The sequence below is a fragment of the Streptomyces sp. NPDC048643 genome, from assembly GCF_040650615.1.
In the GTDB taxonomy this organism is placed as follows: domain Bacteria; phylum Actinomycetota; class Actinomycetes; order Streptomycetales; family Streptomycetaceae; genus Streptomyces.
Window position 1 is genome coordinate 66,878 of sequence record NZ_JBEZHO010000046.1, and the last position, 6,032, is coordinate 72,909.

9 protein-coding genes are annotated in these 6,032 nt (G+C 69.7%); 4 read left to right on the forward strand and 5 right to left on the reverse strand.

Annotated features, from left to right (window positions below):
* Window positions 1–108 precede the first annotated feature (108 nt).
* The 4 genes from AB0C62_RS32825 to AB0C62_RS32840 form a co-directional block, all read right to left on the reverse strand.
* Window positions 109–474: a PRC-barrel domain-containing protein gene (locus AB0C62_RS32825; protein ID WP_362979425.1), complete on the reverse strand. Its 366-nt coding sequence runs from the start codon at window positions 472–474 to the stop codon at window positions 109–111.
* Between the two features lie 213 nt (window positions 475–687).
* Window positions 688–1,071, reverse strand: coding sequence for an STAS domain-containing protein (locus tag AB0C62_RS32830; protein ID WP_362979427.1), 384 nt, complete (start codon window positions 1,069–1,071; stop codon window positions 688–690).
* Window positions 1,072–1,117: 46 nt separating this feature from the next.
* A complete protein-coding gene (locus AB0C62_RS32835; protein ID WP_362979429.1) occupies window positions 1,118–2,785 on the reverse strand; it encodes a GAF domain-containing SpoIIE family protein phosphatase in 1,668 nt (555 codons plus the stop codon).
* Window positions 2,786–2,963: 178 nt separating this feature from the next.
* The gene (locus AB0C62_RS32840; protein WP_203659033.1) at window positions 2,964–3,140 is read right to left on the reverse strand and encodes a hypothetical protein; all 177 of its coding nucleotides are present in this window, start codon (window positions 3,138–3,140) and stop codon (window positions 2,964–2,966) included.
* Window positions 3,141–3,309: 169 nt separating this feature from the next.
* Here AB0C62_RS32840 and AB0C62_RS32845 point away from each other — a divergent pair, with 169 nt between their 5' ends.
* The gene (locus AB0C62_RS32845; RefSeq protein WP_362979431.1) at window positions 3,310–3,771 is read left to right on the forward strand and encodes an SRPBCC family protein; all 462 of its coding nucleotides are present in this window, start codon (window positions 3,310–3,312) and stop codon (window positions 3,769–3,771) included.
* 128 nt (window positions 3,772–3,899) lie between these two features.
* A complete protein-coding gene (locus AB0C62_RS32850) occupies window positions 3,900–4,484 on the forward strand; it encodes a DUF4383 domain-containing protein (protein ID WP_362979433.1) in 585 nt (194 codons plus the stop codon).
* A gap of 121 nt (window positions 4,485–4,605) precedes the next feature.
* Here AB0C62_RS32850 and AB0C62_RS32855 read toward each other — a convergent pair whose 3' ends face one another.
* Entirely contained in the window at window positions 4,606–4,965 is a 360-nt protein-coding gene (locus AB0C62_RS32855; RefSeq protein ID WP_362979435.1) for a hypothetical protein, read from the reverse strand.
* A 255-nt stretch (window positions 4,966–5,220) separates the two neighbouring features.
* Here AB0C62_RS32855 and AB0C62_RS32860 point away from each other — a divergent pair, with 255 nt between their 5' ends.
* Complete coding sequence (locus tag AB0C62_RS32860; protein ID WP_266610552.1) at window positions 5,221–5,367, forward strand: hypothetical protein; 147 nt, start codon at window positions 5,221–5,223, stop codon at window positions 5,365–5,367.
* A 121-nt stretch (window positions 5,368–5,488) separates the two neighbouring features.
* Window positions 5,489–5,890, forward strand: a complete 402-nt coding sequence (locus AB0C62_RS32865) for an STAS domain-containing protein (protein ID WP_362979437.1) — start codon at window positions 5,489–5,491, stop codon at window positions 5,888–5,890.
* The last annotated feature ends 142 nt before the right edge of the window (window positions 5,891–6,032 follow it).

Genomic DNA, 6,032 nt, shown 5'->3' on the forward strand with positions numbered 1-6,032 from the left:
AGGCCGGACGTCACGATCCGCACGTGTCCCCCGTGCCCTTCGGCACGGGGGCCGCTTGTGGATGCACGGCCCCGGACCCCGCACCCCCGGCAGACGCCTGACGGCGACTCACGCGGGCTGCCTCGGCGGCAGACTCCGGTAGTAGCTCCCGACACTGGAGAGATACGTCGGGTCGAGTGTCTCCCGGTCGGTCTTGAACACGGGCGCCGACTTGATCTCCTCGCGGCTGCACGCCACGGTGATCTTCTGCGTCTCGGTGTCGATGCCGTCGACCACGCCCACGGGGACCAGCACGCTCTTCCCGAACACCCACACCCCGGTGTCGACGACGAGGTGCCGCATCCCGGAGTCGTCCACCTGGCGGTCCACATGCCCTATGGTCCCGTCGGTGGCCTCGACGCTGTAGCCGGCCAGTTCGTGCACCTCGGGGTGGTTGAACTCCGGTGCGTACGACCAGATTCTGTCGACGGTCATGTCGTCCTCCTTCAGCTCGCCGGTCCGCCCTGCCGTCGACGCGTTCATGTCGCGTACGCGGCAGGGAGCTGGCCAGAAGGCGGGAATCCGCCTCCGTGCCGCCCTCTGAGCTGCAAATACCCTGCTATCCGGTCTGCATTCGGTGGAATTTCTTTGCGAATCGGGCCCGTCGGAGTCGGATGCGACCATGACTCGGCAGCGGCGCCACGACCGTCAGCCGGTTCCGGGGTGTTGCTCGCCGTTCCGGGCGTCGCAGGGTGCCGTGAGGTAGTCGAGGGTCCCCGTGATCTGCAGCAGCCGTTCCAGGTGCGGAGGGCGCTCGTCCAGGTGGAGGCGCACGCGGGCAGCGTCGGTGCGACGCCGGATCATCAGCAGGGCGGACAGTCCCATGGAGTCGATCCCGCGGAGTCCGGCGAAGACGAGGTGCAGGTCGAGGAGCCGTCCCTCGGCGGTGCGCCGGACGGTGAGGTTCTGGTCGACGGTGCTCATCAGCTCGTCGCAGGTCTCGTGGTCGAGATCTCCGCCGACGCGGACCACCAGATCGGTGGTCTCGGCCTCGACGATGAGCGTGAAGGACGGTGGATGCGAAGTCGTCATGCGGGCTTTCCGGGGGCGGGGATCGTGAGGGCCGGCGTTCTTCGGGTCACGCGGTGTACCTGCCCCTGGTGTGGCCGTTCACCGCACTCAGGTGCGCGTGGTGGGGGGCGGTGACCGCGACGGTCGCCATGTCGTCGTGGAGTCCGCGGCCGACCCACTGCGCGGCGAGCAACTGGACGTGCTCGACCACGGCCTCGGCCGGCATGCCCGCGCACTGCGTGAGCGCGGTCTCCAGCCGCTGGACGCCGAAGAGTTCGTCTCCCAACGGTCCGCCCCTCGCCTCGGTGATGCCGTCCGTGAAGAACAGGCAGGTCTCACCCGGCGCCAGTTCGACGTATGCGGTGGTGGAGCTGATCTCCCAGAACGCGCCGACCAGTGTCCCCCGGGTCCTCGCCTGTTCGACCAGGCCGTCGGCGCGCACGATCAGCGGCGGCGGATGGCCCGCGCTGGTGACGCGCAGGTGGACCATACCGCCGCGGCGGACCACGGAGGCGATGGCGAGGGTGGCGAAGCGGGTGTGGTGGGAGTTCAGCAACGCGCCGTTGAGCAGACCGAGCAGACGCTGGTGGTCCGCGGCCAGCGGCAGGAGTGCCTGCACGGTGTTGCGGATCTTGCCCGTCAGTACGGCGGCTTCGAGTCCCTTGCCGCACACGTCGCCGAGGACGACGAGGGACTCCTGTCCCTCGTCGGTACCGGGGTGGACGTCGTAGAAGTCGCCGCCGACGCGCTCGGTCTGACCCGCGGGACGGTACTTCCCGGCGAACTCGACACCGTGCACGCCGTGCAGCTGGGGCGGCAGCAGTTCGCGCATGAGGGTCGTGGTGATGGCCGCCTGCTCGGCGTACATACGAGCCGCCGACATGGCTGCGCCCGCACGCGAGGCGAACAGGCGGGCGAAGATCTCCTCGCTCTCCGTGAACGCGGCATGGTGGCTGGAGCGGAGCAGGATCAGCGCGCCCGCCGGTGCGCCGTGACCGGGCAGGGGTGTCACGACGGCGGAGCCGACGGGTTCGGTGAAGCCGTCGGGGACGATCCATCCGGGGACGCCGGCCGGGTCGATCCAGCGGGAGGGCACGGGCGGGAATCCCCGCAGGGCGTCACTGAGCCCGGGCAGTTGGCCGACGTCCTCCAGCACGGTGCGGTGCTCCGGGGCGCCGTCCGGACCGCAGAAGGTGAGAGACACCTTGCGGCCGCGCGGCGGGGCGACGATCACGGCGGCGTCGGCGAGGTGTTCCGCGGCCAGACGGGCCGTGACCTCCATGCACCGCTCGAAGTTCAGCGACGAGAGGAGGGCGCTGGAGGCGCCGGCCAGGAAGGCGGTGCGCTCGCGCTCGCTCTTGAGGGCGTCCTCGGCGAGGCGCCGGTCGGTGTCGTCGACCAGCCACCACATGACGTCGGCGTCCTCGGTACAGGTGGGGTGCGCCTCGAACGTCCGGTCGCCGACACGGCCGCTCGCGGGCGGAGCGGGACCGGCACGCCGGGGCCCGGGGACGTTCGTCCGCAGCCGCGTGTGCGCGTCGGCCATCCATTCGGGGACGACGTCCCGCAGCGGCGCTCCGGTGACGGCACCCGGGAAGAGGGCCGCCGCCGCGACGTTCAGGTCGATCACCGTGCCGGACGGGTCCGCGACCACCACGGGGTAGGGGGCGGAACCCCATGTGGCGCCGAGGCCGACGCCGTGCGGGCTGGCAGGAGGCTGCTGGGAAGTGTCCACAAGCAAGGGCTCGCGTCTGCGGGCCCACCACCTTTCCGGACGACAGATTGTTTCCGTCCGGCAACCATCTCGCGGCCGGTCCAGCCACTGCAAGTCACTCGCGCGAAGTCACACGAACAGGGGACACCCGGGCCGGGGTTCCGTCGCGTCGGCGCCGACGGGACCCCGGCCGAGGGGGTCACCGGCGGCGGCTGCGGGTGGCCCAGCCGCTGCCCACGCCGGCGACGTGCAGGGCGAGGAGGGCGAGACCGATGAGCATGACGTTCGTCGAGGTGAACACGTCGTTCGTCGATATGTCCGCCGCGTTGATGAGGAACGAAATGAAAAACAGTACAGCGGCAACGATGCCGAGCATGAGGTCTCCCTGTGTCGAAGTGGTGGAGACCGGATGCCCAGAGGATGCGACTCGACACTCTGTCGGGTGCCGATTCCGCTGCATCCGTCGCGTGTCCCCGGCCCGAAGACAGGAGGACCCGCCGCATTCCGTACACCATGCCCTCCGACGGCCGCGTAAGGGAGTTCCGATGATCGAGGTCGAGCGCACGCTCACGCTGCAGCACCCCCTGCCCGACGTGGTGGCGTACCTGGCGGACTTCGCGCACACGCAGGAGTGGGACCCGGGAACGGTGAGCTGTCGTCCGGCCCGGGCCGGTGTCCCGGTCGCCAAGGGATCCGAGTGGCAGAACGTCTCGGAGTTCCGGGGGCGGCGCACCGAACTCCTCTACCGTCTGATCCGTTTCGAGGACCGGCGGCTGACCTTCGTCGGGCGGAACCGGACGGCGACCTCCACGGACGACATGACCTTCCACGAGGAGGACGGAGGGACCCGGCTCACCTACCGGGCCCGGATCGAGTTCCGTGGAGTGGCCCGGCTGGCGTCCCCGTTCCTCCGCAAGGAGTTCGAGCGGCTGGGGGACGAGGTGGTCCGGCGGATGCCGGAGGCGGTGGACGGCCACCTCGGCGCCGAGGGGCAGCCCGCCGGCTGATCACGCGTTCCCGGTCTTCCCGCGCCTCCGGTGCAACCGGGCGGCCGCCTCCATCGGAATAAGGGGGCAGAACATCAGGTAACGGGCATCACGTGTGTGCCCTCTCCCGGCACGCGAAGGGAAGAGCCATGAAGCTCCAGGACGAACTGCCGGTCGACCACCAGCTCGGTGCCGTGTACCGCTGGGGTGCGGCCTTCTGCGGTGTGGTGCTGCTCGTCTTCGGCAGTCTCGGCTTCGCCGACGAACTCAGCCCGTTCACCACGGACGGGAACACCGTCGCGGGCCTGTCCAGCAACGGCGCCCTCAGTCTGATCTCCGTCCTGGTCGGCGTCGCCCTGATCGCCGGCGGCTTCATCGGCGGGAACGTCGCCTCCGGCCTCAACATGGTGGTCGGCACGCTGTTCCTGCTCAGCGGGTTCGCGCACATCTTCATCCTCGACCGACCGGCCAACGTCCTCGGCTTCGGCATGACCAACGTCATCTTCAGCTTCGTGATGGGGCTGGTGATCCTGACGTTCGGCATGTACGGGCGGGTGTCGAGCAAACTGCCGCACGACAACCCGTACTGGCAGCGGCGCCACCCCCGCGAGGCCGCGCAGGAGTCCCTGGCCCGGCGCAGGCAGCCCGCCCGGGCCGGCGCACTTCCCACGGGTGGCACGCGGACGGCCCTCGACGGACGGACCGGTACGCCCGGCCGGCACGACACCGGCTGAGCGATTCGACGACTCGGCGTTGCAGCCGTCTCAAGGGCTCGACGGCTGAAACCGCTCGACATGGCAAGGGGCGCTCCCCCGGGCGGAAATCCCGGGGGAGCGCCCCTCTCAGGCAGCCGCTCTAGGAAGCGGCCCCGACGGAAGCCCGTACGCCGTCACGCGTCACCGTGGCCTCCACCGGGCCGGTCGCCCGCCACACGCTCTCGTCGCCCTCGGCCAGTCCGAGTTCGGCCAGACCCTTCAGATGGCCGAGCACGGTCGAGCGCTGGAAGCCGACGGTCGCACTCAGCTCACCGACCTCGGCTCCGCCCGTACCGGCTTCGGCCAGCCGCTCCCAGGTCCGCACGGCGTGCCGGCTCAGGCCGCTCTCGCTGACCTTCCTCGACACGACCCCGGCCCTCTCACCGGTGCTGTCCTGCCCGGGGATCGGAGCACTGGTCCGCGTCGCCCCGGCGTTCCGGGCGACGGCCTGCTCCTGCACTGCGCGCGGTGATCTCCTCGGTCCGACCGGGCGCGGCGTCATGTTCACCTTGCGGTGCCTACGGCCCTTGCGGTGTCGGCTCATCGATTCCTCATCTCCGCCTCGACGATGCTCACAGGAGGAGAACGAGCGGGATCCGACAAGGTAGTTCAGCCGTTCGAAGGACAGGGCCGCGCAGACATCGCCCGGCCTGACACGGCGATGACGGGGTAAGCGGGCCCTGCAGAAGCCGACCCCCGCACCGGAAGGAATGCCATGCCAGGAATGGTGCAGCGTCTCAAGGAGTTCGCCAGGAGCCCCCAGGGACGGCGTACGGCCGAGGAGATTCGGCGTGCCGCGGCGGATCCCCGGCGTCGGGCCCAGGCGCAGCGACTCTTCGGCAAGCTGCGCGGACGTCACTGACTCGGCGACGACGACCGCCGCGAACCCCGATCTTTGCGACGATCGGGGTTCGAGGTGCGTCGAATCGAACATCCGGGGTAGCCAGGCCTCCTATACCCATGTTCTTACGTAGGAGGTAACCGTGTCCGCAGAGCTGGAACCGCTGTCCATCGATGTGACGCTGCCCCGTGAAGACGCCGTACTCCTGACCGTCGAGGGTTCGCTGGACATCGACACGGCCACGGAGTTGCAGCATCACCTGGCGAACCAGTTCCACCACGGACGCCGCCGCTTCCTGATCGACCTCTCGGGGGTCCCGTTCATGGACTCCTCCGGCATGAACGTGCTGCTGCGGAGTTACCAGGAGGCGCGGAAGGTATCGGGCAGCGTGCACGTCATCGCGCCGACTCCCGCCGTGCGGCGCATTCTCGACCTCACCGGAGTCAGCCTCACGGTGTCGGTGTCGGAGACCCTCGAGGAGGCGCTGACGCTGGTGGACTCGTGGCAGGAGGAGGAAGCGCGGACGGGGACATCGGCCACCTGATCCGGCCGGCCACCCTGTTCGGCGGAACTGTTCGTACGAGACACGAGGTGGGGCGGACCCGTTCGGGGTGCTGGGTCACAGCACACCCGGCCCGTCGAAGACCGGTCCCTCGCTCAGGTCACTTGGTCCGACTGGACCAAGT

Coding starts and splice junctions, on each gene's coding strand:
- AB0C62_RS32825 (WP_362979425.1), bottom strand. CDS start 474: ATGACCGTCGACAGAATCTGGTCGTACGCACCGGAGTTCAACCACCCC.
- AB0C62_RS32830 (WP_362979427.1), bottom strand. CDS start 1,071: ATGACGACTTCGCATCCACCGTCCTTCACGCTCATCGTCGAGGCCGAG.
- AB0C62_RS32840 (WP_203659033.1), bottom strand. CDS start 3,140: ATGCTCGGCATCGTTGCCGCTGTACTGTTTTTCATTTCGTTCCTCATC.
- AB0C62_RS32845 (WP_362979431.1), top strand. CDS start 3,310: ATGATCGAGGTCGAGCGCACGCTCACGCTGCAGCACCCCCTGCCCGAC.
- AB0C62_RS32850 (WP_362979433.1), top strand. CDS start 3,900: ATGAAGCTCCAGGACGAACTGCCGGTCGACCACCAGCTCGGTGCCGTG.
- AB0C62_RS32860 (WP_266610552.1), top strand. CDS start 5,221: ATGCCAGGAATGGTGCAGCGTCTCAAGGAGTTCGCCAGGAGCCCCCAG.